This is a genomic window from Hymenobacter monticola (genome assembly GCF_022811645.1).
Classification (GTDB): Bacteria; Bacteroidota; Bacteroidia; order Cytophagales; family Hymenobacteraceae; genus Hymenobacter; species Hymenobacter monticola.
This window is the reverse complement of record NZ_CP094534.1, coordinates 3,839,956-3,860,496: the sequence shown is the minus strand read 5'-3', so window position 1 is coordinate 3,860,496 and position 20,541 is coordinate 3,839,956. Positions and strand designations below refer to the sequence as shown.

General features: G+C 58.3%; 20 protein-coding genes. 12 read left to right on the top strand and 8 right to left on the bottom strand.

Annotated elements, in window-relative coordinates:
- Nucleotides 1-131: 131 nt before the first annotated feature.
- Complete coding sequence (locus MTP16_RS15925) at nucleotides 132-1,424, top strand: citrate synthase (protein ID WP_243511505.1); 1,293 nt, start codon at nucleotides 132-134, stop codon at nucleotides 1,422-1,424.
- Nucleotides 1,425-1,519: 95 nt separating this feature from the next.
- Here MTP16_RS15925 and MTP16_RS15920 read toward each other — a convergent pair whose 3' ends face one another.
- The 5 genes from MTP16_RS15920 to MTP16_RS15900 all read right to left on the bottom strand — a co-directional run bounded on the left by MTP16_RS15920 (nucleotide 1,520) and on the right by MTP16_RS15900 (nucleotide 6,182).
- On the bottom strand, nucleotides 1,520-1,708 hold the full coding sequence (locus MTP16_RS15920; protein ID WP_243511503.1) for a DUF4177 domain-containing protein: 189 nt from the start codon (nucleotides 1,706-1,708) through the stop codon (nucleotides 1,520-1,522).
- Between the two features lie 55 nt (nucleotides 1,709-1,763).
- On the bottom strand, nucleotides 1,764-2,138 hold the full coding sequence (locus MTP16_RS15915; RefSeq protein WP_243511501.1) for a hypothetical protein: 375 nt from the start codon (nucleotides 2,136-2,138) through the stop codon (nucleotides 1,764-1,766).
- A 349-nt stretch (nucleotides 2,139-2,487) separates the two neighbouring features.
- Nucleotides 2,488-4,464 (bottom strand): OmpA family protein, encoded by a 1,977-nt coding sequence (locus MTP16_RS15910; RefSeq protein WP_243511499.1) that lies wholly within the window; start codon nucleotides 4,462-4,464, stop codon nucleotides 2,488-2,490.
- A gap of 8 nt (nucleotides 4,465-4,472) precedes the next feature.
- Nucleotides 4,473-5,054 carry a 7-carboxy-7-deazaguanine synthase QueE gene (locus MTP16_RS15905; RefSeq protein WP_243520068.1) on the bottom strand — a complete coding sequence of 194 codons (582 nt, stop codon included), beginning with the start codon at nucleotides 5,052-5,054 and terminating at the stop codon, nucleotides 4,473-4,475.
- A gap of 204 nt (nucleotides 5,055-5,258) precedes the next feature.
- Nucleotides 5,259-6,182, bottom strand: coding sequence for a bifunctional 5,10-methylenetetrahydrofolate dehydrogenase/5,10-methenyltetrahydrofolate cyclohydrolase (locus MTP16_RS15900; protein ID WP_243511496.1), 924 nt, complete (start codon nucleotides 6,180-6,182; stop codon nucleotides 5,259-5,261).
- A 96-nt stretch (nucleotides 6,183-6,278) separates the two neighbouring features.
- Here MTP16_RS15900 and MTP16_RS15895 point away from each other — a divergent pair, with 96 nt between their 5' ends.
- Nucleotides 6,279-6,683, top strand: coding sequence for a DUF5684 domain-containing protein (locus MTP16_RS15895; RefSeq protein WP_243511493.1), 405 nt, complete (start codon nucleotides 6,279-6,281; stop codon nucleotides 6,681-6,683).
- Between the two features lie 52 nt (nucleotides 6,684-6,735).
- Here the strand turns inward: MTP16_RS15895 and lepA are convergent, their stop codons facing one another.
- Nucleotides 6,736-8,523, bottom strand: coding sequence for a translation elongation factor 4 (lepA, locus tag MTP16_RS15890; RefSeq protein ID WP_243511491.1), 1,788 nt, complete (start codon nucleotides 8,521-8,523; stop codon nucleotides 6,736-6,738).
- A gap of 154 nt (nucleotides 8,524-8,677) precedes the next feature.
- Between lepA and MTP16_RS15885 the strand changes: the two genes are divergently transcribed.
- From MTP16_RS15885 to MTP16_RS15865, 5 genes are all read left to right on the top strand, one after another.
- Nucleotides 8,678-9,535, top strand: a complete 858-nt coding sequence (locus MTP16_RS15885; RefSeq protein WP_243511488.1) for a hypothetical protein — start codon at nucleotides 8,678-8,680, stop codon at nucleotides 9,533-9,535.
- 79 nt (nucleotides 9,536-9,614) lie between these two features.
- Nucleotides 9,615-10,022 carry a GlcG/HbpS family heme-binding protein gene (locus tag MTP16_RS15880; protein WP_243511485.1) on the top strand — a complete coding sequence of 136 codons (408 nt, stop codon included), beginning with the start codon at nucleotides 9,615-9,617 and terminating at the stop codon, nucleotides 10,020-10,022.
- A gap of 84 nt (nucleotides 10,023-10,106) precedes the next feature.
- On the top strand, nucleotides 10,107-10,451 hold the full coding sequence (locus MTP16_RS15875; protein ID WP_243511482.1) for a hypothetical protein: 345 nt from the start codon (nucleotides 10,107-10,109) through the stop codon (nucleotides 10,449-10,451).
- Between the two features lie 109 nt (nucleotides 10,452-10,560).
- A complete protein-coding gene (locus tag MTP16_RS15870) occupies nucleotides 10,561-13,980 on the top strand; it encodes a methylmalonyl-CoA mutase family protein (protein ID WP_243511479.1) in 3,420 nt (1,139 codons plus the stop codon).
- An 85-nt stretch (nucleotides 13,981-14,065) separates the two neighbouring features.
- Nucleotides 14,066-15,244, top strand: a complete 1,179-nt coding sequence (locus MTP16_RS15865; protein ID WP_243511477.1) for a hypothetical protein — start codon at nucleotides 14,066-14,068, stop codon at nucleotides 15,242-15,244.
- A 229-nt stretch (nucleotides 15,245-15,473) separates the two neighbouring features.
- Here the strand turns inward: MTP16_RS15865 and MTP16_RS25910 are convergent, their stop codons facing one another.
- Nucleotides 15,474-15,602: a hypothetical protein gene (locus tag MTP16_RS25910; RefSeq protein ID WP_262895992.1), complete on the bottom strand. Its 129-nt coding sequence runs from the start codon at nucleotides 15,600-15,602 to the stop codon at nucleotides 15,474-15,476.
- A 372-nt stretch (nucleotides 15,603-15,974) separates the two neighbouring features.
- On the opposite strand from MTP16_RS25910, the gene MTP16_RS15860 reads away from it, so the two are divergent.
- The 5 genes from MTP16_RS15860 to MTP16_RS15840 all read left to right on the top strand — a co-directional run bounded on the left by MTP16_RS15860 (nucleotide 15,975) and on the right by MTP16_RS15840 (nucleotide 19,353).
- Nucleotides 15,975-17,015, top strand: coding sequence for a Fic family protein (locus MTP16_RS15860; RefSeq protein WP_243511475.1), 1,041 nt, complete (start codon nucleotides 15,975-15,977; stop codon nucleotides 17,013-17,015).
- Nucleotides 17,016-17,222: 207 nt separating this feature from the next.
- Nucleotides 17,223-17,387: a hypothetical protein gene (locus tag MTP16_RS15855; RefSeq protein ID WP_243511473.1), complete on the top strand. Its 165-nt coding sequence runs from the start codon at nucleotides 17,223-17,225 to the stop codon at nucleotides 17,385-17,387.
- On the top strand, nucleotides 17,384-17,809 hold the full coding sequence (locus tag MTP16_RS15850; protein ID WP_243511471.1) for a hypothetical protein: 426 nt from the start codon (nucleotides 17,384-17,386) through the stop codon (nucleotides 17,807-17,809). The genes MTP16_RS15855 and MTP16_RS15850 overlap by 4 nt, the downstream gene beginning before the upstream one ends.
- 133 nt (nucleotides 17,810-17,942) lie before the next feature.
- Nucleotides 17,943-18,545, top strand: a complete 603-nt coding sequence (locus MTP16_RS15845) for a histidine phosphatase family protein (protein ID WP_243511469.1) — start codon at nucleotides 17,943-17,945, stop codon at nucleotides 18,543-18,545.
- Between the two features lie 100 nt (nucleotides 18,546-18,645).
- Nucleotides 18,646-19,353, top strand: coding sequence for a phosphodiester glycosidase family protein (locus MTP16_RS15840; RefSeq protein ID WP_243511467.1), 708 nt, complete (start codon nucleotides 18,646-18,648; stop codon nucleotides 19,351-19,353).
- 120 nt (nucleotides 19,354-19,473) lie between these two features.
- On the opposite strand, the gene MTP16_RS15835 is transcribed toward MTP16_RS15840, so the two are convergent.
- Complete coding sequence (locus MTP16_RS15835; RefSeq protein WP_243511465.1) at nucleotides 19,474-20,373, bottom strand: outer membrane beta-barrel protein; 900 nt, start codon at nucleotides 20,371-20,373, stop codon at nucleotides 19,474-19,476.
- Nucleotides 20,374-20,541 lie beyond the last annotated feature (168 nt).

Genomic DNA, 20,541 nt, shown 5'->3' with positions numbered 1-20,541 from the left:
TTTAAGCGCATTTTCGAAACCCCAGGCGGCATTCAATTGTAGTGTAAGCGTAGCCCTGACCGCGGAAATTTCCCGGCTTACGGCTTATGCGTTAGTTTCGCACCGTATATTTTTCCTCACCCCTCCCGCCCATGGCAGAAACCGCTGAACTCATTCTCGACGGCAAGTCTATTACCTTGCCCGTCATTGAAGGCACCGAACACGAAAAAGCTTTCGACATCGGCAAGCTGCGCGACCAAACCGGCTACGTGACCCTCGATTCGGGCTACAAAAACACCGGCGCCACCAAAAGCGCCATCACTTTCCTCGACGGCGAAGAAGGCATTCTGCGCTACCGCGGCTACCCCATCGAGCAGCTGGCTGAGAAGTCGAGCTTCCTTGAAGTGGCTTACCTGTTGATTTACGGTGCCCTGCCCACCAAGGCCGAGCTCGACAACTTCAGCGGCCAAATCACCAAGCACACGCTGGTGCACGAGGACATGCGCAAGATTTTCGACGGTTTCCCGTCGGCTACGCACCCCATGGCCATCCTGTCGTCGCTCATCTGCGCCCTCACCGGCTTCTACCCGCAGAGCGTATCGCCCGACCTGAGCCCCGAGGAGATGGAGCTCAACGTCATCCGCCTGATGGCGAAGATGCCAACCATCGCGGCCTGGACCTATAAAAACAACATGGGTCACCCGCTGAACTACCCGCGCAACGACATGGATTATTGCGCGAATTTCCTCTACATGATGTTCAGCTTCCCCACCGAGAAGTACGAAATCAACCCGGTAGTGGTAAGCGCGCTCAACAAGCTCCTCATCCTGCACGCCGACCACGAGCAAAACTGCTCCACCAGCACGGTGCGCCTCGTGGGCTCGGCCAACGCCAGCCTCTACGGTTCGGTATCGGCCGGCATCAACGCCCTGTGGGGCCCCCTGCACGGCGGTGCCAACCAAGAGGTTATCGAAATGCTGGAAGCCATTGAGGCCGACGGCGGCGACACCAGCAAGTTCATCGCCAAGGCCAAGGACAAGAACGACTCGTTCCGCCTCATGGGCTTCGGCCACCGCGTGTACAAGAACTTCGACCCCCGCGCCACCATCATCAAAAAGGCCGCCGACGAGGTGCTGCAAGCCCTGGGCCTGCAAGACAGCCCCTTGCTGAAAATAGCGCAGGAGCTGGAGCAAGCTGCCCTCACCGACGAGTACTTCATCTCGCGCAAGCTTTACCCGAACGTGGACTTCTACTCAGGCATTATCTACAAAGCCCTGGGCATCCCCACCGAGATGTTCACGGTAATGTTCGCCCTGGGCCGCCTCCCCGGCTGGATTGCCCAGTGGAAAGAGATGCGCGAGAACAAAGAGCCCATCGGCCGTCCCCGCCAGATTTACACCGGCGAGCTCGAGCGCGACTACGTAGCCATCGACGCCCGCGCCTAACGGCTTTCGGCTACGCAAAAAAGGGAGGCCCTGAGACGAAATCGTCTCAGGGCCTCCCTTTTTTGCGTGATATGGCCTGTGAAGATTACTCTAAGCTAGTATTCGCGCTTGAGGGTAATAAGCAGGCCGCGGGTTTGATGCGACGTGAAAATGGTGTCCACGACGGAAACGACCTCCCACCCTTCCCGCCCCAGGGCGTTCAGGTGATTGGTCAGCTCCTGGTAGTCAATGCCGCTGAAAAACCCACTCACGGTGTCCAGCAATCGATATTCAAAGCGTTTCATGGGCGCGCGGTACCGCGGCCCCACCACCGTATGTGCCGGGGCCGCAGCAAAAAGCTTATTTCAGGCGGTGCGCGGTAAAGTTGTTGCGCAGCGACTGGTACGCCACCAGCTGCTGGGGCTGCAGCAGGTTGGCTAGCTCGAACTCGTAGCGCTGCTGGGCTTCGGCCAGGCGGGTGTCGCGCTCCTCGGCGCTGGCGCCGTTAAGCAGGATTTCCAGGTCGCGGCGCTCGGTGAGCATGTTCAGGTGCAGCTGCTTCACGGCGAGGTACTGCGCCTCGTTGAAGTGGATGTGGCGCGCCAGGGCCCGTGTGAGCGTGGTAGCCCGCGTCATCATGGCCGGCGAGTATGAGCCGTCGCCAGGGCCGGCGGCCATAGCCGGGCTCGCGCAAACGCTTGTGGCAAGGCAAGTGGCCAGGAACAAGTTTTTCATGGTATGAAAAGGGTTAATGGTGAAACGTGTTGTGGGCGGTCATTTCTTGGGCTGTTGACCTGTCCAAACGTACACATATTTTCATTTTGCACAAAAAACAACTTTTATAGTACTTTTTTATTTAATTGATTTTCCTAAAATTGCATAACCAACTGAATATTAATTGATTTTTAAAATCAAAAAAACAGCTTCCTGAAATCAAAAAAATTCGCTCTAATGGTAAAATCATATTTATTTTGACCGCGAATGCTATAATATTTCCACTTACCTAAAGCCTTGCTTTAAGTAAAATGGCCCCCAGCGGAAGTTTCCACTGGAGGCCATTGAAGTAGTTTGATTGCAGGTGAGCCTACAGAATGTGTAGCTCAATTCGCCGGTTTAGCTGGCGGTGGGCCTCGGTGTCATTGGCGACGAGGGGGTGGCCTTCGCCGTAGCCCTTCGAACGGAGGCGATTGCTGGAGACGCCGTGGCTGGACAGGTACTCGACCACGGACTGGGCCCGGCGCTGCGACAGCTGGATGTTGGCTTCGGGCGAACCCACGTTGTCGGTGTAGCCCGACACCTCAATCTGTACGTCGCGGTATTGGCGCATGAACTCAATCAGTCGGTTGAGCTCGGTGCGCGACTGGGGCTTGAGGTCGTATTTGTTGGTGTCGAAAAACAGGTTGTTCAGCACCACGCTCCGGCCCGAGCGCACAGGCTCCAGATAGATGTCCAGCGCGAGTGGGTCGAAGGTGTGCTGGTTGGAATAGTCGAAGCTGAGGCTCTTGAGCAGATACTTATCCGCCGAGGCGTACATGGCGTAGTGGTGGCCTTCGTTGAGCACCACGGTGTAGTCGCCGTACTCGGGGTCAGAAGTCACGAACTGGGTCAGCACGTCGGTGTCGAGGTCGTAGAGCTTCACCTCGGCCTTGAGCGGCTTTTTGGTGTTGGCGTCGAACACGCGGCCCTGGGTGTAGGTGCTGGTTTCGCGGGCTTTCACAGGGGCGGGCACTGCAAAGCTGAACAGCTCCACCGGCCGCTCGCGGGCCAGGCGGTAGCCCCCCGGCGGCTCGTCCGAGGCCTTGGTGCGGGAGCAAAAGCCCTTCTGGTTGTCGGAAGTGATGAACAGCGAGGCTTCGTTCTCGAAGGTATTAAGCGGGTAGCCCAGGTTGCGGGGTTCGCTCCAGCTGCCGTTGGCATTCTTCTCGCACCGAAACACGTCGAGGCCGCCCATGCCCACCAGCCCGTCCGTCACATAATAGAGTGTGGTGCCGCTGGCGTGGATGAACGGGGCCATGTCTTTGCCGGCCGTGTTCACGGGCGTGCCCACGTTTTGGGCCATGCTCCAGGTGCCATCGGGCTGCAGGGTGCTCACGTAAATGTCTTCCTGGCCCTGCCCGCCGCGGCGCGTCGAGGTGAAGTACAGCGTCCGGCCGTCGGCCGAGAGCGAGGGCTGCGAATCCCATTCCGTGGAGTTCACGTTGGTGCCCAGGTTCACGGGGGTGCTCCAGTTGTTGCCGGTGCGGCGCGAGATGTAGAGGTCGCAGTTGCCAATGGCCTTGGGCCGGTCGCAGGAAGCGAACACCAGCGTTTTACCGTCGCCCGAGATAGAGCCCGCGCCTTCGTTGTAACTGCTGTTGATGGCCGGCGAGATGGGCACCGGGGCGCCCAGGCTGCCATCTTTGCTCTGCCGGCTCACGTACAGGTCCTCGCCGCTGCTGGCCGCCGGGCGCCCCGTGAAGAGCAGAAAGCGGTTGTCGGCCGTGAGCGCCGGAAAGTATTGAAACTTGAACGCATTCATCGGCGAAGGCAGGGCCACCGGCGCCTCGCCCACGGGGTGTTTCATTGCGTTCAGCGCAAACTCGCAGGTGAGCAGCTGGCGCTGCGACTTGGCCAGGTTCTTCTGCGTCTTGGGCGCCACTTTCAGCAGGTTCTTGTAGGCGTCAAGGGCCGTTTGGTAGTCGCCGTAGCTCAGGGCCAGGTCGCCCAACAACTGGTATTCCGAGGCGTGCACGGCTTCGAGGGACACCTTGCCCAAGCCGTCGCGGTAGGCGGCCATGGCATTGCGGTTGTCGCCCATGGCTTTCAGCAGTGAACCCTTCAACAGATACGCATCCCCAAAGGATGGGAACTTCTCGTTGAGCTGGTTCAACGTTTCCACGGCTTTCACGAAGTCGCGCTCCCGGGTTTGCTGCTGGGCCTTTTCCAGCAACGACCGCGCCTTGGTGTTGGTGGGTACGGGCACCTTGGGCGTTAGCTGGGCCCAGGCCGTTTCGGCCGCCGTCAGGCACAGCAAGCTCATCACTCCGAGGCGCAACGCCCCCCACATTGAATTGCGACGCATAGGGTACGCTAAGGAATGTCCAGATACTTATGGGTTTGCAGCGAAACCTGCCATTGCGGGTGCTGCTTCACGTAGTCAACCAGCTCAGGCGTCATAGCGGCGGCCCGGCTCCATTCGGGTTGCAAGTATAAGCGGGTGGTGGGCGGCACCAAGGCCGCGTGCTCCTCGGCCCAGGCGAAATCGTGCTTGTTGAACACGATGACTTTCAGCTCATGCGCCGCGTCCAGCACTTCCGGCAACGGGGCTTTGAATTTCTTGGGCGACACGCACACCCAATCCCAAGTACCGGAGAGCGGGTGCGCCCCCGAAGTTTCAATCCAGGTGCGGCAGCCGGCGGCTTGCAGCGCCGCCGTGAGCGGCCCCAGGTCGTGCATCAGCGGCTCGCCACCGGTGATGACCACGTTGCGCCCCGGAAAGGCCAGCACGTTTTCAACCAGCTGCTCAATCGACTGCCGCGGGTGCGCATCGGCGTCCCACGATTCTTTTACGTCGCACCAGTGGCAGCCCACATCGCAGCCGCCCAACCGAATAAAATACGCCGCCCGTCCGGTGTTGTACCCTTCCCCTTGGATGGTGTAGAACTGCTCCATCACGGGCAGCAGCGTGCCGGGGGCGCCAGCCTGAGCTTCACCGGATGGTACAATTATTTCAGGAGAAATTAAATTCACTTCTATCATATGCTAAAATAGCGCTCAAGGCCAAGCAGCCCAAACGCAGGCAATAGGACGCACCGTTCCAAGGCTGGACTTTAAAAGTACAGCCTTGGAATCCGACAACCAAATATTCCTAAAAAATCAATTCGCCGACTTAGGGTATATTTCGCCCTTCGCGGCCCGCAAAGTGTTCAGCAAAAGCATGGCAATGGTCATCGGGCCCACCCCGCCAGGCACCGGCGTGATGGCCGATGCCAAGGGGGCCACCTCGGCAAAATTCACATCGCCTTTCAGCGCGTAACCGTTCTTCTTGCTGGCATCGGCCACGCGGGTGGTGCCCACATCAATCACCACGGCGCCGGGCCGCACCATGTCGGCCGTCACGAACTCGGGCCGGCCAATGGCGGCCACCACGATGTCGGCCGTCCGGCAGATTTCGGCTAGGTTCTCGGTACGCGAATGGCATAAAGTGACCGTGCAGTTGGCCGTATCCAAATTCTTAGCCAGCAAGATGCTAACCGGCGTGCCCACAATATTGGAGCGGCCAATTACCACGGCGTGCTTGCCACTGGTTTTGATGCCCTGCCGCGCCAGCAGCTCCACGATGCCCGACGGGGTGGCGGGCAGCAGCGCCGGCAACCCCGCCACCATGCGGCCGGTGTTCATGGGGTGAAAGCCGTCCACGTCCTTTTCAGGCCGAATGGCTTCGATGACCTTCTCGGGGTCGATGTGCTTGGGCAGGGGCAGCTGCACGATGAAGCCGTCGATTTCGGGGTCATGGTTCAGCTCGTTCACTTTGGCCAACAGTTCGGCTTCGGTGATGTCGTCTTCGTAGCGCAACAGCGTGGAAGCGAAGCCCACCCGCTCGCAGGCCAGCACCTTGTTGCGCACGTAGGTTTCGGAGCCGCCGTCGTGGCCCACAAGAATGGCGGCGAGGTGCGGCACTTTTTGGCCGGCAGCTTTCAGGGCCGCTACTTCGGCGGCGATTTCGACTTTGATGTCTTCGGCGGTTTGCTTACCGTCGATGAGATTGGAAGTGGTTGTTACCGAAAAATCATTATTCATACAAAGCGTCATTTAAGTGTTTGGTTTTGGCAAATAGTCAATACATTGGCGGCGTCAATCATCTTTTCCACCTTCACCTTCATCCACCCATCTTTCATGGAAAACCAACCTTCAGTAGCTGGCATTCTCTTTTTTCTACTCATTGAGCTAGGCATTTTTGTTCTTGTTTTCGCAGGACTTTGGAAGCTTTTTGTAAAAGCTGGCAAGCCGGGGTGGGCAGCCATCATTCCCATCTACAACATCATCGTGATGCAGGAGATTGTAGGCCGGGAGGCCTGGAAAATCATTCTGCTTTTCATTCCGCTCGTCAACATTTACTTCGGCATCACGCTCTATGTCAGTTTCGCCAAAGCTTATGGCAAGTATGGCATTGGTAATTACCTGGCAATTATCTTCCTGGGCATCATTTTCATTCCGCTGTGGGGCTTCTCCAATGAGGTGCAATACGTTGGTCCAGTAGAAGGGCCCAATCAAAACCTTGCCCCGGCAACTACCTTCTAAGTCAACAACCAGCAATAAAAAAGGCGGCCCCGAATGGAGCCGCCTTTTTTCATTAATCAATCTTAAGCACTGCCAAAAACGCCTCTTGCGGGATTTCGACGGAGCCCACGGAACGCATCCGTTTCTTGCCCTCCTTCTGCTTTTCGAGCAGCTTGCGCTTGCGGCTGATGTCGCCGCCGTAGCACTTGGCAATTACGTTTTTGCGCAGGGCCTTCACGGTTTCGCGGGCGATGATTTTCTGGCCGATAGACGCCTGAATGGCGATGTCGAACATCTGGCGGGGCAGCAGCTCGCGCAGCTTCTCGCAGAGGCGCTTGCCCCACTCGTAGCTCTTGGAGCGGTGCACAATGGCCGACAGGGCGTCCACTTTTTCGCCGTTCAGCATCACGTCGAGCTTCACCATGTCGGACTCGCGGAAACCAATCAGCTCGTAGTCGAGCGAGGCGTAGCCGCGGCTGATGGACTTGAGCTTGTCGAAAAAGTCGAACACGATTTCCGACAGCGGTAGCTCAAAGCTCATTTCCACCCGCTCAGAAGTCAGGTAGCTCTGGCCTTTGATGATGCCGCGCTTGTCCATGCACAGCGTGATGATGGCGCCCACGTACTCCGAGGCCGTGATAATCTGGGCCTTGATGTAGGGCTCCTCGATGTGCTTAATCAGGTTCGGCTCGGGCATTTCGCTCGGCGCGTTGATGGTCAGCATCTGGTCTTTGGTGCCGGTGGCGTGGAACTGCACGCTCGGCACGGTGGTGATGACCGTCATGTTGAACTCGCGCTCCAGGCGCTCCTGTACGATTTCCATGTGCAGCATACCCAGGAAGCCGCAGCGGAAGCCGAAGCCCAGGGCCACCGAAGTTTCGGGCTCCCACACCAGCGAGGCGTCGTTGAGCTGCAGCTTCTCCATGCTGGAGCGCAGCTCTTCGTACTCGGTGGTATCGACGGGGTAGATGCCGGCGAAAACCATCGGCTTCACGTCGGCGAAGCCTTGGATGGCTTCGGGCGTGGGCCGGTGCACGTGCGTGATGGTGTCGCCCACCTTCACCTCGCGGGCTTCCTTGATGCCGGAAATGAGGTAGCCCACGTTGCCGGCGCTGATTTCCTGGCGCGGCTCCTGGTTGAGGCCCAGGATGCCGATTTCGTCGGCGCCGTACTCTTTGCCCGTGGCCATGAAGCGGAGCTTGTCGCCCTTCTTCATGGTGCCGTTCTTGATACGGAACAGGACCTCGATGCCGCGGTAGGAATTGAAAACGGAGTCGAAAATCAGAGCCTGCAGGGGGCCTTCCGGGTCGCCTTTGGGAGCGGGCACCCGCTCGCAGATGGCGTTCAGGATGGCTTCGATGCCGATACCGGCCTTGCCCGAGGCGTGGATGATGTCGTCGGGCTTGCAGCCAATGAGGTCTACGATTTCGTCGGTCACTTCCTCCGGCATGGCGTGCGGGAGGTCGATTTTGTTGAGCACCGGAATGATTTCCAGGTCGGCCCCGATGGCGAGGTACAGGTTGGAAATGGTCTGGGCCTCAATACCCTGCGACGCGTCCACAATCAGCAGGGCGCCTTCGCAGGCGGCGATGCTGCGGCTCACCTCGTAGCTGAAGTCGACGTGGCCGGGCGTATCAATCAGGTTCAGCGTGTACAGCTCCCCCTTATAAGGGTACTGCATCTGGATGGCGTGGCTCTTGATGGTGATGCCCCGCTCGCGCTCCAGGTCCATGTTGTCGAGCAGCTGGGCCTGCATGTCGCGCTTGGCCACGGTGCTGGTAAACTCAAGCAGGCGGTCGGCCAGGGTGCTTTTGCCGTGGTCGATGTGGGCAATGATGCAAAAATTGCGGATATTCTTCACAGAGGGCGGTTTTTCAGAGCCCAAAGGTACGACGGCCGGGGCGCAAAAGCCAGCCGTCGCCCGCGCACCCAATCACGGCTCAGCTTGTCAGAATCGGGGAGCCCGGGTTAGTTTTGCCGATTGTATCCTGATTGCGCTATTTTCTTATCTCTTCATGCAACCGACTGCCTCTGCCATTGAGTCGGGCCCGCTCAGCTTCGCCGACCGCCAAAAGTTTCGGATGGCGGCCCTCAACAGCACCGCCATCTATGTGCTGGCTTACTACCTCGTGTGGGGCGTGCACCAGGCAGCCAAATTTGGCTTGTCGAGGCGCTTGCACCTGCGGGGCAACTGGGACCCGAGCCGCATACTATACACCGTGGCCGATAACGAATGGACGCAGCACAGCATCATTGCCGTGTACGGCATTGGGCCCCTGCTGTGCCTGGGGTTTGGCTTTGTGGCCTTTGTATGGTACTGGAAGCGCGAACGGGCCCGGCCGGGTATTTTCAAGCTGCTGCTGCTTTGGATTGCCTTTCACGCCTGCAACGCCATCCTCGGGGCCTTGCTGGCCGACTCGTTGCGCCAAGAGGGCTTTTGGTACGTGCCCGATTGGGTGATGCGCCTTGGCTACATGGCCAACACGGCCGTGGCCCTGCTGGCGGGGGCCGTTCAACTTACCATCGGCCGACTGGCCACGGTGCCCTTTCTGCAAGCGCACGACTCGCACACGCTGATGCAGTTCCAGAACCGTCGGCGCATGGTGTTCAGCACCCTCATGACGCCCTGGCTGCTGGGGGGCATCTTTATTGCCCTCACCAAGCTGCCTTATTTTTCCATGCACGAATTCCTGCACCTCCTGATGATGGGGCTGTTGCTTTTTTCGCTCATCCTGGGCTGCGTGAGCGACCCTTTTGACCTGACCGTGCAGGGGGCGCAGCCCACGCACGTGGCCTGGGGCTTTGTGGTGCTGGCCGTGCTGGTGGCCCTGGGCTGGCGGCTGGCGCTGAGTCCGCCGCACCCTTTTGGGTAAAATACGGCGGGCCGGTAAACGAAACCAGACCTCAGCCGTTAGGGATACGTCATTGCTCACCCGTTTCCACTTTATCTCTATGGGTATTACCCTCGAACAAGCCCAGGCCGCCCTCAAGGCCGCGCACCAGAAAGCCCTCGACCTGGGCGTCAAAATGAACATCGCCGTGGTCGATGCCGGCGCCAACCTCACAGCCTTCGCCCGCATGGACGACGCCTGGCTGGGCTCGCTCGACATCTCGATTAAGAAGGCCAAAACGGCGCGCTTCTTCGATATGCCCACCGGCGAAATCGGCAAGCTGGCCCAGCCCGGCGGCCCGCTCTACAACATCGAGCACTCCAACGGCGGCCTCATCAGCTTCCCCGGCGGCATCCCCATCATGGACTCGGGCAACCGGGTCATTGGCGCCATCGGCGTGTCGGGTAGCACCGTGGAGGACGACCACGCCGTGGCCCAGGCCGGCGTGGATGCCATTCAGGGGCAGTAGGTTTTCGTGCTTTGCTTTTGAAGCGCCCCGGCCGAAACGCCGGGGCGTTTTTCGTACGCAGCTTTTTGCTAGTTTACTTTCATTATGATTCCACAGCACCAACAAGATTTTTTAGATACGCTGGACTTCACGCCCCCAGAAGAATATCTCTCCTATTTATTCGCTGCCGAAAGCACATATGAGTTTGGCGGGGCTTATTTAATTGAAGCGGATGAACTGGTTCAATTAAATAAGGATTACCATGCAGATGATTTTTGTCCCGGCTATTTTCTAATCGGTTCTGATGGTGGCGGCGAGGCATTTGCTATTGAAAAAGCTACTGGCAATTTCATCATAACCTCTTTCATCGGGCACGATGAGGAAACACCAATTGTAGTAGGCAGAACGTGGCCTGAGTTTCTGGAATATTTGGAAACAGAATACGTCTGACTTGTTTCCAACACAGCCCCGGCCACCCCGCCGGGGCGTTTTTCGTACCTTCGCCTGCGTTTTCTATCCTCACGGTCGCGGACTGAAAGTCCGCGCTACTCCTTACTATATGCACCCCGCTCCCACCGCGCCCTATAAGCCTCAGAACCACGTTCGCATTGTTACGGCCGCCGCTTTGTTTGATGGCCACGATGCGGCCATCAACATCATGCGCCGCATTATTCAGAGCAGCGGCGCGGAGGTGATTCACCTCGGGCACAACCGCTCGGTGCAGGAAATCGTGGACTGCGCCATTCAGGAAGATGCGCAGGCCATTGCCATTACCAGCTACCAGGGCGGGCACAACGAGTACTTCAAGTACATGCACGACCTGCTGAAGGAGCGCGGCGCGGGCCACATCAAAATCTTCGGCGGCGGCGGCGGCGTGATTCTGCCCAGCGAGATTGAGGAGCTGATGGGCTACGGCATCACTCGCATCTACTCGCCCGATGATGGCCGCGCCATGGGCTTGCAGGGCATGATTAACGACTTGTTGGAGAGTGCGGACTTCCCGACCGGGCAGAACCTGAACGGCGAGGCCGGCCACGTAAAGGAGAAGGACGCCCGCAGCATCGGCCGTCTGATTTCAGCGGCGGAGAACTTCCCGGAGGAGTTTGAGCGGGTGAAAGGCCAGCTGGTGCAGGAGTTTCAACTGAGCGAAAACAGCCAGAACCAATCCCTAAACGCGGGCCACTCCGCTCCCATTCTGGGCATTACGGGCACGGGTGGCGCGGGCAAGTCCTCGCTGGTGGATGAGTTGGTGCGGCGGTTTTTGATGGACTTCCCGGACAAGACCATTGCCATTATTTCCGTGGACCCCAGCAAGCGCAAGACGGGCGGCGCGCTGCTCGGCGACCGGATTCGGATGAACGCCATTAACTCGCCGCGGGTGTACATGCGCAGCCTGGCCACGCGCCAGAGCAATTTGGCGCTGTCGCGTTACGTGCAGGATGCCGTGGACGTGGTGCGCGCTGCTAATTACGATTTGATTATCCTGGAGACTTCGGGTATTGGGCAGTCCGATACGGAGATTATTGAGCACTCCGACGCCAGCCTGTACGTGATGACGCCCGAGTATGGCGCGGCCACGCAGTTGGAGAAAATCGACATGCTCGATTTCGCCGACGTCATTGCGCTGAACAAGTTTGACAAGCGCGGGGCGCTGGACGCGTTGCGCGACGTGCGCAAGCAGTACCAGCGCAACCACGGCCTCTGGGACACGCCCACGGACCTGATGCCAGTGTTCGGTACCATTGCCTCGCAGTTTAACGACCCGGGCATGAACCGGCTGTACCGGGCGGTGCTGAAGATGCTGGAAACCAAGACCGGTGCCACCTTCGCCTCGAAGCTGGAAACGACGGTGGAGGATTCGGAGAAGATTTACATCATCCCGCCGCACCGCACGCGCTACCTCTCCGAAATTGCGGAGACGAACCGCGCCTACGACCAGCGCGTGCGCGAGCAGGCCCAGATTGCGGAAGTAGCTGGGGCGTTTGCGAAGCTGGAGGAGCACTACCGCGACGAGAAGAAAAGCTCCGACAGCATGGTGGAGGAGTTCAGCAAGAACAAGCAGACGCAGCTGCGCCGGCTCGATGCCGACAGCCAGGCCATTCTGGAAAACTGGGAAAATACGCTGCAGAACTACCGGAATCCGGAGTACGTGTACTCGGTGCGGGGCAAGGAAATCCGGGTGCAGACGCACACCAAGTCGCTGTCGGGCAACATGATTCCGAAGGTGGCCACGCCGCGCTACACGGGCTGGGGCGACCGCCTGCGCTGGGCCATGCAGGAGAATTTCCCCGGCGAATTTCCCTACACGGCCGGCGTATTTCCCTTCAAGCGTGAGGGCGAAGACCCCACGCGCATGTTTGCCGGCGAGGGCGGGCCGGAGCGCACCAACCGCCGCTTCCACTACGTGAGCATGGGCCTGCCCGCCAAGCGCCTGAGCACGGCCTTCGACTCGGTGACGCTGTACGGCGAGGACCCCGATTTGCGGCCCGACATCTATGGCAAAATCGGCAACGCGGGCGTGAGTATTGCCTGCCTCGATGATGCTAAGAAGCTGTATTCGGGCTTTAATTTAGCCAACCCGACGACGTCGGTTTCGATGACGATTAATGGTCCGGCGGCGACGCTGGCGGCGTTTTTCATGAACGCGGCCATCGACCAGCAGTGCGAGCTGTATATTAAGGAGCAGGGACTGGAAGCGGAGGTGGACGCCAAAATCGACCAGCTTTACGCCGCTCAACACCTCACCCGCCCCCGCTACCAGGGCGACTTGCCGGCCGGCAACGACGGGCTCGGCCTGATGCTGCTCGGCGTGACCGGCGACCAGGTGCTGCCGGCCGACGTTTACGCGACCATCAAGGCGCGGACGCTGACGCAGGTGCGCGGCACCGTGCAGGCCGACATCCTGAAGGAAGACCAGGCGCAGAACACCTGCATTTTCAGCACCGAGTTTGCGCTGCGCCTGATGGGCGACGTGCAGGAATACTTCATCCAGCAGAAGGTGCGGAATTTCTATTCGGTGTCGATTTCGGGCTACCACATTGCCGAGGCGGGCGCCAACCCGATTACGCAGCTGGCCCTGACGCTGAGCAACGGCTTCACGTTTGTGGAGTACTACGTGAGCCGCGGCATGAGCGTGAACGACTTCGCGCCGAACCTGAGCTTCTTCTTCTCCAACGGCATCGACCCCGAGTACGCCGTGATTGGGCGGGTGGCGCGCCGCATCTGGGCCAAGGCCATGAAACTGAAGTACGGCGCCGACGCCCGCAGCCAGATGCTGAAGTACCACATCCAGACCTCGGGCCGCAGCCTGCACGCGCAGGAAATAGACTTCAACGACATCCGCACCACGTTGCAGGCGCTGTATGCCATCTACGACAACTGCAACTCCCTGCACACCAACGCCTACGACGAGGCCATCACCACGCCCACCGAGGAATCGGTGCGCCGGGCCATGGCCATTCAGCTCATCATCAACCGCGAGCTGGGGCTGGCCAAAAACGAGAATCCGCTGCAAGGCTCCTTCATCATTGAGGAGCTGACCGACCTGGTGGAAGAGGCGGTGCTGCTCGAATTCGACCGCATCACGGAGCGCGGCGGCGTGCTCGGGGCCATGGAAACCATGTACCAGCGCGGCAAAATCCAGGAGGAAAGCATGCACTACGAGATGCTGAAGCACACGGGCGAGTACCCCATCATCGGGGTGAATACCTTCCTCTCGTCGAAGGGCTCGCCCACGGTGGTGCCGGCCGAAGTCATCCGGGCCACGGAGGAGGAAAAGCAGTACCAAATCGACATGCTCCAGCTGCTGCACCAGCGCAACGCCGACCAGACCCCGGCGCGCCTCAAGCAGCTCCAGCAAGTGGCCGTGGCCAACGGCAACCTCTTCGCCGAACTGATGGAAACGGTGAAATACTGCTCGCTCGGCCAGATTACCAACGCGCTGTTTGAGGTCGGCGGCCAGTACCGGCGCAATATGTAGGGGTATATATGTGGTAATTTTAACAAACGTGCTACCTTGTTAGGTAGCACGTTTTTTTGTTTTTTTTGTAATTACTCTACAAACCATGAACATTGTTTTCATCCTCAAGAATAATTATCATACAGATGCTGTGAGGAATCATCTCTCAACATTAAGTGAGAAAGACAGCTTACTATTCTTTTACGCTTATGACAAAGCAGAAGAATTCTTAACTAACAACATCATAAGAAATAATCTGCCATTAGACTTAATAATAACAGAAGATAATATAAACAATGAGAAAGCAACGGAATTTCTCCAACGCATCAAAAAGGACACTTCAAGAGTTTACTCTAATCTAGATTTTACTTTCTATAATATACCCGTCATTCTAATCATTGATAAAGGTGACCATACTGATGCTTATTCGAAATACGATTTTTCGAATGTGTTAGAAACAGTTGCTATCGAGGATTTTGATACTCATCTCAACAACTTTGTCAGTTCTGCGAAACTGTGGCGCAGGCATGTCCTAGACGAGCTAGATAATCTTGGTGTTAAATTCAACTCCGGAAAGATTGATTATACCTACTACTTTTCCTCTGACCGCAAGCTTAGAGTAGAAACCAATATTTTGTCAAGAAATTTCAAATCCTTTCCTCGCAAGCTGAATTACGACTGGCTTAATTTAAATGAAAAGCAAATTGAACTTGGTATCGACAAGTACATTAAGGAACTAAAAAGGGCGACAAGACTTGACAAGAAAGATAAAGAAGAAAAAGAATTTCATAAGATTTTCAACGAAAATCTTTTTTTAATTAAAAGAGACAACTACAACAACCACTGGTACGAAGCCAAACTTCACTACAATAAAAAGAATTTTTACGAACCAGACTATTCGTTAAGCCCAAATTTTAGTCAACTCACAGATTTAAGTATATTGGAAGTAAAACTACCTAATGAAAGATTCATCAAGAAGACTAAATTTCATCCAGGCCCATATGGCTCATTGATGAGTCATATTTTTCAAGTTAATGACTACAAGGATTATATCGAAAGCGAAGAGTACCACAAAAAGCTCAAAGCAGTTTTTGGGTTTATTCCATCAAATGTTGAGTACAACCTTCTCATTGGAAGGTCTGCTGATAAAGACAGCAACCTGTACAATCTAACTAAAAGGATGCGGCAAATGGGAGCTTTGCACATCAACCTATTAACATATGACGAGCTACTTGAATACCAAGTCAAATACTTGGACAGAATGAGACTATTGAAAGTAATGTAGTACATGCGCCCCCGCAGCGCCCAACTCCAAAGACACACCCAGCTTCCCCTGCGGCTCTAAGAGGTGCCAAGGGCACGGGGGCGGGCGCAAGGGGCCGGGCGGGGGCGGGCAAAGCTTCGGCAGCGGCGGCAGTTTTCCCGGAATCTTTGCATCTTTGCGCAACTTCCGGCGGCTGGGCGTAGTTACAGCCCAAGGCAGGAAGGACTTGCGTCCCTCCTGCTGGCTACGGTTAGTGTTGCAGCACCACGTAAGTGGCAGCGGCTAACACCAGCCACCGGCCGAACTGCGCAAGCAGCTTCACCGGGAGCCTGACGACGATTACCACGTAATCACCGTCGCTGTTTGGTTTGTTCTCCATCGTCTTCAAAATAATGGGGGGGACAAATCACCCACTTCTCGAAGCCCGTGGTGCCAGCCACGGGCTTCGCTCGTTTTAGCCGAAGCCAAATGGAGCACCGTGGTTGGCGGGAGACTACCGCACAGTGCGGCAAAGCTACTTCGATTGGCTGAAACGTCAATCTCTCGCCCCTACCCAGCGCAGTTCCCGGAGACACTCCAAGCTTCCCCAGCGGCTTCGAGAGGCGCCAAGGGCACGGGGGTGGGCGGGCGCGGCACTGAGAGACACAAAGCTCCGGTAGCGGTAGGGGGCGCGGAGCCGCTATCGTATCGGTACTAGCTCCTATCGTATCGTACCGTATCTGAGTCGGCGGGCGGCGCGTACTTTTGCGGCATGGAAACGCAGGTGCACACGGTGGCGGTCACGCTGGACTGGGGGTTGTTGGCGGCGGTGAGCAAGCTGGACCGTTTTGATGCCAGCTGGTCGGCCATAGAGCGGCGCGAAGGGCAGACGCTGAAGCAGCTCAAAGCCATTGCCACGGTGCGGAGCGTGGGCGCTTCGACGCGCATTGAGGGCTCGCGGATGAGCGACGCGGAGGTGGACGTGCTGCTGCGCAACACCGACATTACCAAGCTCGAAGACCGGGACTCGCAGGAGGTGGTAGGCTATTTTCAGGCGCTGGATTTGATTGCCGAGTCTTACGCCGACATCGATATCACCGAAAACAGCCTGAAAGGGCTGCACAGCCAGTTGCTGCGCTTCAGCCGCAAAGACGAATGGCACCGGGGCAACTACAAGCAGCACCCCAACTCCGTGGAGGCCAACCTGCCCGACGGCACCAAGCGACTGGTGTTTGCGACCACCGCGCCGGGCATTGCCACCGAGGATGCCATGCGGGCGCTCCTGGCCTGGTATGCGCAGGACACGGCCACGCACCCACTGGTAAAATGCGCCTTGTTCTGCTACGAGTTTCTGAGCATCCACCCGTTTCAGGATGGCAACGGGCGGCTCAGTCGGCTACTGGCGACGTTGCTCCTGCTGCGGCAGGGCTACGTCTGGATTCAGTACGTGAGCCTGGAGCACGAGATAGAAAGCCGCAAAACGGAGTATTACCGCGAGTTGCAGCGGTGCCAGTCGCAGCGACCGGACGAGAATATTTCCTCTTGGTTGACCTTCTTCTTTAGTGCCCTGGGCAATGTGCAGCAACAGTTGCTGCAAAAACTGACGACTAATGGGCCCGAAGGCGGGCTGCAGCCTCGCGAAAAGTCCATTTTACTTTTTATCGAAAACAACCCCGGCTGCCGGTCGGGAATTATTGCCAGCCGACTGGGCATTCCCGCTCCTACCGTTAAAAAGATACTGGCAATCTTAGTCGAACGGGGCTTGATAGCGCGGCACGGCAGCGGCCCTGGGCTTAATTACACCTTGAGCTAAGCGCTGGCCCTGCAAGCCTGTAGGGCGCAGCCCCCAGATACTCCCAACTTCCTCAGCGGCGTTGAGAGGCGCTAAGGGCGCTAGGGCGGGCGCGCGTAGAGTACCTGCAACAGCTTCGCTCGCCTCTCTCAGCCACTTCAAGAGGCGGCGGGGGCGCGGGGCGGCGGGCGCATGAAACTATCCGCCTAGGCTTTATCTTTGAATACCATGAAGAATGCCCAGCCCGCCACCGACCAAGCCCAACTGCACGAGGCCCGGCGCCAAAATGCGCTGGCGCAGTTGCGCCGCCGCTATGAGGCCCTCGACAAGTTGACGGGCAAAACGGCGGCCGAACGGGTGGAAGAATTGCGCGAGCGCCGCCCAGCCCGTTGATGCTGGACGAAGCGCGCGTTCGGTTTTGCGATTGGAATGAGAGCGGGGGCAGTCTCGAATACGACATCAGCCACCTGCACGACGACTGGGACGTGGTCATTCAGACCTATGAGGTGCGTGGCATTAGCTATGAGGAGCAACTGATTTATACCAGCGACTTCACGCTGTTCCGGCAAGGCTCGGCGGTGCCGGAGGACTTTGCCAGGTATCCGGCGGCGCACAAGCGGCAACTTTGGGAAATCATTTTCGCTATCAAGCAGCGCTTTCTGGACGAAGTGCGGCCGGCCATTGTGGAGCATTTTATCAAAGCGCCCTATGGCGTGACGCAACGGCTGGCGCTTTATCGAAAGCACCTCGACTTGCGCGAATATGACGTGGAGCAGACCAGCCACACCTTTACGTTCATTAGGCGGACTTTATAGTTGGCCTTCTGAGGCAGCTTCGCTCGCCTCTCCCAGCCACTTCAAGAGGCGGCGGGGGCGCGGGGCATAATTGCAACCATTCGCCGGCCGGGCTAGTATGCCGCAGCTACTCCGATTCTGCATCATTGCCCCTATGATTGACCGCCTTACCGAACTGGACCGCGCCAAACTGCTGCTGCTGTACCACCTCAATCCGGTGGAACCCAAGGCGCCGCCGGTACCCAAAGGCCCCCTGTTGCGGATTGTGATTATCCGGCACGGCGAAAAGCCGACCGAGGGCGACAACCTTTCGGCCATAGGCCTGGCCCGGGCGCTGGCCTTGCCCGAAGTGCTCAACCGGCTGCTGCCCCGGCCGCCGCACTTCACCTACGTGCCGTGCATCGGCACCGACAAGGAGGAAACCACCCGCGTGCGCATGATGCAAACGGTGCTGCCCTACGCTGTGCAGCACAACCTGACCATCAACAGCGACTACGCCCCGGATGAGGTGCAGGGCCTGGTGCGCGAGCTGCGGCGCCACCGTGGCACCGTGCTGCTGGTGTGGGAGCACCACAACATTGTGCGCATTGCCGCAGCCTTGGGCATAGCCGAGCCACCGGCTTGGCCCGATGACGACTACGACAGCATCTGGACCATTACCTTCAAAAAAGGGCGGGCCAAGGGCAAAGCCAAGCAACCGGTGCTCCGAAAAAGCCGGCAGGGAATTGAGCCAACGCCATTTTACTCCGGCGAATAAGCCCAAGCTTCAGGTGCGCTGGGGCCGGATAGGATGTTCAGGGGAGGAAATAAGTTTGCGTGGTGCGCCCGCTGTTCCCTTCTTTGCATCAATGCACGTTTTGAAAACCCTGCTTCTGCTGTGCCTGCTGCCCGCCTTTCTTGCTTGTAGCGGCCAGGGCCCAGCGGTGCAAATTGTAGGCAAAACCACGGCCGGGGGCAACCAGTATTCACTTTTTTATCCGCAAGGCACGGCCATCCAAATCACCACTACCCGGCCGGATGCAGCCAATAGCCGCTACCAGCTGAGCGTGGCCGCCGCCTACACCGACCTGGACACCGACCAGCCGCTGGACCTGCTGGTGAGCAACGGCCGCGAGTTGCAGCCCCGGCCCAAAGTAGGTTTTCTGGACGGGATGCTGATGTTGGTAAACGACAGCCTTGCGATTACCCGGATTCCCGAACAGTCACAGTTCCGCGCGGCAGCTGCCCGCATGCAACGGCAGAGCGGGACGCTCCTGCTCCAGGAGCTGCTGGTGCAGGAGGGCCGGAGCGTGCACGCGGCGGGCGGCAGCGCTTTCCAGCGGCGGGCGCTGGTGGAGCTGGCCGACCACCGGTTTGTGGTGGCGGAAAGTGTGGGCGACGACCTCACCCTGAAACAATTCGGCGACGACCTGCGGGAGCTGGGCGCCCGCAACGCCCTCTACCTGGACATGGGCGACTGGGACGAAGGCTGGTACAAGACCGGGGGCCGCGTGGTGAAGCTGGGACACCGCCGCACCGAAACGGCCCGGCAGTCGAACTGGCTGGTGATGGGGCAGCTCGACTGATGGCGCCGCTTTGCAAAGCACAGAAAAAGCGTGCAGCCCCACAAGGGGCCGCACGCTTTTGGTTTTAAAAAACGCAGCCCGCCGCTGGCCCTTGAGCCAAAGCGGCGGGCTGCGTTTGCCCTACATGCCTTTGATGAAATAAGTGGCCGTGAGGTGAGCCACGCGCTGGTAATAGGCGGGCAGGTCGTCGCGGAAGGTGGGCGCCTTGCCCGTTTGCTGGTTGACGAGGCCCAGGCCATAGCCCAACTGCACCTGCAGGGCGCTGAACCGGTAGCCTATCCCGGCGTTGAGGCCCGCATCGAAGCGCCGGGCCACTACGGCTCCGCTAGTAGCCTCGAAAGAAGCATTGACGGTGGTAGACTGCCCGCCGGTACCGGTGCTGCTGTTGGTGGTGGGGGCACCCGGGTAGTTATCCCGGTAAATGAAAAACGTGTTGCCGTAGGAGTAATAGTTGTTGGTGCTGGTAAAGCTGCCGTTGGTGCTCACAACGCTGCCTTCGTTTTCAATTTCGGTGCGGCCTCCCACGCCAAAGGCAACGTACGGACCGGCAAAAAGCTGGAAGCCGTGGTCGGTACCCGAAGTGTAGACCACGTTGATGGGTATTTCCAGGTAGTTGGCGCGGCTCGTGCTGTGAAAACTGTCGTTGTACACAAACTTGCTGCCGGGAAATCCATTGAAGGAAGAGGTCTGGGTGGCCGTTGACTTGAGCGTCTGGTCGACCCCTTTTTGGGAGAACAAGACGGCCGGCTGCAAGGCCAGTTTGCCAAAGCGCACGTCGAGCACCGCCCCAAACTGCGGGGCGAAGATGGCCTTGCGATTGTAGTCCTGCTGCGAAGTGACCGCCACGGTGGCCGTGCCGCTATTGGTGCCCGTAACAGGCGAGTACTTGGGGTCGTCGCCGGAGCGGGAGGCGTAGTTGGCCCCGAGCCGCAGGCCGAAGCTGATGGTCGTTTGGGCGTGGGCGGCTGGCGCCGCGCCGACAGCCACGAAGGTGGCAAGAGCAAGTAAGCCGTGTTTCACTACGAGGGTTGGTTGAGTGGTAGGTTGCTATTTGCGACGAAGGTAGAGCGGCGCTTACTATTTCCTCGAAATGCGGGAGCAGGCGTCCCCGCCAAGGGGCGTGGCCGGGTTCGGCTGCAAGCGGCTCTAGGGTTGTGACATACGGCGCGCAGTAAGCACGCGCTAGCC

Bases quoted from the DNA above. Each gene is read 5' to 3' on its own strand.
- MTP16_RS15925 (WP_243511505.1), top strand. From the start codon at position 132: ATGGCAGAAACCGCTGAACTCATTCTCGACGGCAAGTCTATTACCTTG.
- MTP16_RS15920 (WP_243511503.1), bottom strand. From the start codon at position 1,708: ATGAAACGCTTTGAATATCGATTGCTGGACACCGTGAGTGGGTTTTTC.
- MTP16_RS15915 (WP_243511501.1), bottom strand. From the start codon at position 2,138: ATGAAAAACTTGTTCCTGGCCACTTGCCTTGCCACAAGCGTTTGCGCG.
- MTP16_RS15910 (WP_243511499.1), bottom strand. From the start codon at position 4,464: ATGCGTCGCAATTCAATGTGGGGGGCGTTGCGCCTCGGAGTGATGAGC.
- MTP16_RS15905 (WP_243520068.1), bottom strand. From the start codon at position 5,054: ATGGAGCAGTTCTACACCATCCAAGGGGAAGGGTACAACACCGGACGG.
- MTP16_RS15900 (WP_243511496.1), bottom strand. From the start codon at position 6,182: ATGAATAATGATTTTTCGGTAACAACCACTTCCAATCTCATCGACGGT.
- MTP16_RS15895 (WP_243511493.1), top strand. From the start codon at position 6,279: ATGGAAAACCAACCTTCAGTAGCTGGCATTCTCTTTTTTCTACTCATT.
- MTP16_RS15885 (WP_243511488.1), top strand. From the start codon at position 8,678: ATGCAACCGACTGCCTCTGCCATTGAGTCGGGCCCGCTCAGCTTCGCC.
- MTP16_RS15880 (WP_243511485.1), top strand. From the start codon at position 9,615: ATGGGTATTACCCTCGAACAAGCCCAGGCCGCCCTCAAGGCCGCGCAC.
- MTP16_RS15875 (WP_243511482.1), top strand. From the start codon at position 10,107: ATGATTCCACAGCACCAACAAGATTTTTTAGATACGCTGGACTTCACG.
- MTP16_RS15870 (WP_243511479.1), top strand. From the start codon at position 10,561: ATGCACCCCGCTCCCACCGCGCCCTATAAGCCTCAGAACCACGTTCGC.
- MTP16_RS15865 (WP_243511477.1), top strand. From the start codon at position 14,066: ATGAACATTGTTTTCATCCTCAAGAATAATTATCATACAGATGCTGTG.
- MTP16_RS25910 (WP_262895992.1), bottom strand. From the start codon at position 15,602: ATGGAGAACAAACCAAACAGCGACGGTGATTACGTGGTAATCGTCGTC.
- MTP16_RS15860 (WP_243511475.1), top strand. From the start codon at position 15,975: ATGGAAACGCAGGTGCACACGGTGGCGGTCACGCTGGACTGGGGGTTG.
- MTP16_RS15855 (WP_243511473.1), top strand. From the start codon at position 17,223: ATGAAGAATGCCCAGCCCGCCACCGACCAAGCCCAACTGCACGAGGCC.
- MTP16_RS15845 (WP_243511469.1), top strand. From the start codon at position 17,943: ATGATTGACCGCCTTACCGAACTGGACCGCGCCAAACTGCTGCTGCTG.